This window comes from Marinobacter excellens LAMA 842, assembly GCF_001574445.1.
GTDB classification, from domain to species: domain Bacteria; phylum Pseudomonadota; class Gammaproteobacteria; order Pseudomonadales; family Oleiphilaceae; genus Marinobacter; species Marinobacter shengliensis.
Map to the genome: position 1 here is coordinate 1 of NZ_LOCO01000058.1, position 2,333 is coordinate 2,333.

At 57.0% G+C, this 2,333-nt stretch carries 2 protein-coding genes; both read right to left on the minus strand.

Annotated features, from left to right (window positions below):
• Nucleotides 1-734, minus strand: a 734-nt coding sequence (gene istB, locus J122_RS20050) for an IS21-like element helper ATPase IstB (protein WP_061334057.1), incomplete at its 3' end; no start/stop codon positions are given.
• Entirely contained in the window at nucleotides 731-2,197 is a 1,467-nt protein-coding gene (gene istA / locus J122_RS20055) for an IS21 family transposase (protein ID WP_061334059.1), read from the minus strand. The genes istA and istB, both read right to left, overlap by 4 nt.
• Between the last annotated feature and the right edge of the window lie 136 nt (nucleotides 2,198-2,333).

Genomic DNA, 2,333 nt, shown 5'->3' on the forward strand with positions numbered 1-2,333 from the left:
TGCTTAAGCTGTTGCTGTCGTCGGTAGCTTTCCCCCTCTAATTCGATAATTGTCGCGTGGTGTATCAGGCGGTCTACGGCGGCTACGGTCATCATGTTATCCGGGAAGATTTGATCCCATTCGCTGAATGGCTGGTTGGCGGTGACGATCAGGCTGCCACTCTCATAGCGGTGGGCGATGAACTCGAACAGAACCTGGGTTTCTGCATCCGTTTTTTTCACGTAGCCAATATCGTCAATGATGATGACCCGGTACTTGTCCAGTCGTGTCATGGCGGTCATCAGATCAAGATCGCGCTTAGCCTGCTGCAAGTGCTGAACCAGGGCGATGGCCGGGAACAGCTTGCAGCGCACCCCCTGTTCGGTGAGTTGATGGCCCAGGGCATTGGCGATGTGGGTTTTGCCGGTGCCACTGGGGCCGATCAACAGCACATTGTCGGCATGGTGTGCCCAGTCACTGTCTTGTTGCAGCTTGGCCAGTGCCGCGTTGCAGGGGCGGCTAAAGCCGCTCTGATCCAACGCCGAGAAGGTTTTGTTGGCCGCAAGCTTTGCCTCCCGTAGCCATTTCTGGGTACGACGCTGGTAGCGGTCTGAGAGTTCGTACTCACACAGGGCGGCCAGGTAATCCGGGTGTGACCAGTTCTTTTCAACGGCTGTTTCCCAGAGCGATTGATAGTGACGGTGGAAGGCCGGCAGGCGGAGTTCTTTAAGCAGTAAGGCGACGGAGTCGGTCATATCGACGCCTCCTGGCTGCGGATCGAAGACAGCAAGTCGTCATAACTGACCAGGGTGTGTTGATTTGAAGCCGAGAATTCGAGGTCGGGATTACCGCCAAGGTAGCGTGACTGGATCTCGGTAATTGACGCGAACCGGCCGGCCCGGGCTTCTATCAACAGGTCTTCCCCCAGTGATTGCTCGTCATCGTATTCGAAGGCCAGCCGCAGTGTTGTCACGATCCACTTGCAGGCTTCACGGGGTTCAAGATGCTCATCCGCGAGTTGCCAGAGTTCGCGGTAGTTGTCGTCCGGCAGCAGGTCATCACGCAGCTGAGAGTAACGGAAAGCCTGTGGCTTGGAGGCCAGCGAGCAGATCACGTGCCGGTAATTGACGCTGCGGGCACGGTTCTCGCCAGGCTTGGGGTAAACACGCACCAGGGTCAATGCAGGCTGCTGACCAACGAACAGCACCAGCTTGTCGTGATGCAGCCTGACTTGTATCGATTCGCCAATCAGGCGCGATGGCACCGTGTAGACAACGCGGCGGACTTCGATCGTTGAGCTGCGCGTCACCTTGAGATGGAGGGTCTGATACTCGGCGGCTGTAAACTCCGGCAGTGGCTGCAAGGCGGCCTGCTCTTCAACCACACGTGCTCGGTTGCGCCGATTGAGTTTGTCGACAGCACAATCGATAAACGCCTGATACTGTTCGACACTCTCGAAGTCATTGTGGCCGCGCAGTAACAGCTGTTGTGCCAGGCGTTTCTTGAGCGAGCCATTGGCACACTCCACGACACCGTTCTCATGGGACTGCCCCAGATTATTCCGGGTAGGCGTCATGCGGTAATGTTGGCACAGCTCGCTGTAAGCGTCAGTCCACACGTTCTGCCGGTTATTGCGTGCCGCACTCAGGCTATCCGTGCGGTGCTCAACAGGGCTGCCACCAGCTTGCTGTAAGGCTCGCTGCAACCCCGTCGCCAGAGCCGCATAACTCTCACCGCCCTGAACCACGGTGACCGAGCGCCAGCCACTGTAGGCCAGTCGAAATTGATAGAGCAGGTGTGGAAAGGCCTTGGACTGAATCGTAATCGGGTTATCGGGGTGGGTAAAATCAGAGAATCCCTGCTGTGCGACAACGGCCTGTTGGCGAAAAATGACCTCTCGCTCCGGCCCATGCAGTGCTCGCCATTGCTTCACCCGGCGTTGCAGTGTGCGCAAAATGGTCTGGTCGTAGTGCTCAGGATACTGCTCTTGCAAGTAATCAAGCAGGGTTGTTCCGGTCAAATCCGGCTTGGCTTCTAGCAAGGGGAGCAACTCTGTCTCCCAAACGGCTTCCAGTGGATCTTCTCGGGTGCGCCACTGCCGCTCGGTGTTAACGCGGGGTTTTTGTGTTGACGTCTCGATGCGTCGTCCGGATCGAACGGAAATGCCCGCCTTGGCGGCAGCCACTTCCTGGCTTGCGCCATTTTGTCGGTGCTGCATGAACAGCTCCTCTTGTCGGTTGGTTATGTGTTGGCCTGGCACCCATTGCTCCACCATGGAAAACAAGGGGCCAATTGTTACACCCAACCGGCCAAGATAATTGTCGCTAACCGGTCATCCTAATTGTCGCCGAACA

Excerpts from the sequence above, each read along its gene's own strand:
- istA (WP_061334059.1), bottom strand. The coding sequence starts at position 2,197 with ATGCAGCACCGACAAAATGGCGCAAGCCAGGAAGTGGCTGCCGCCAAG.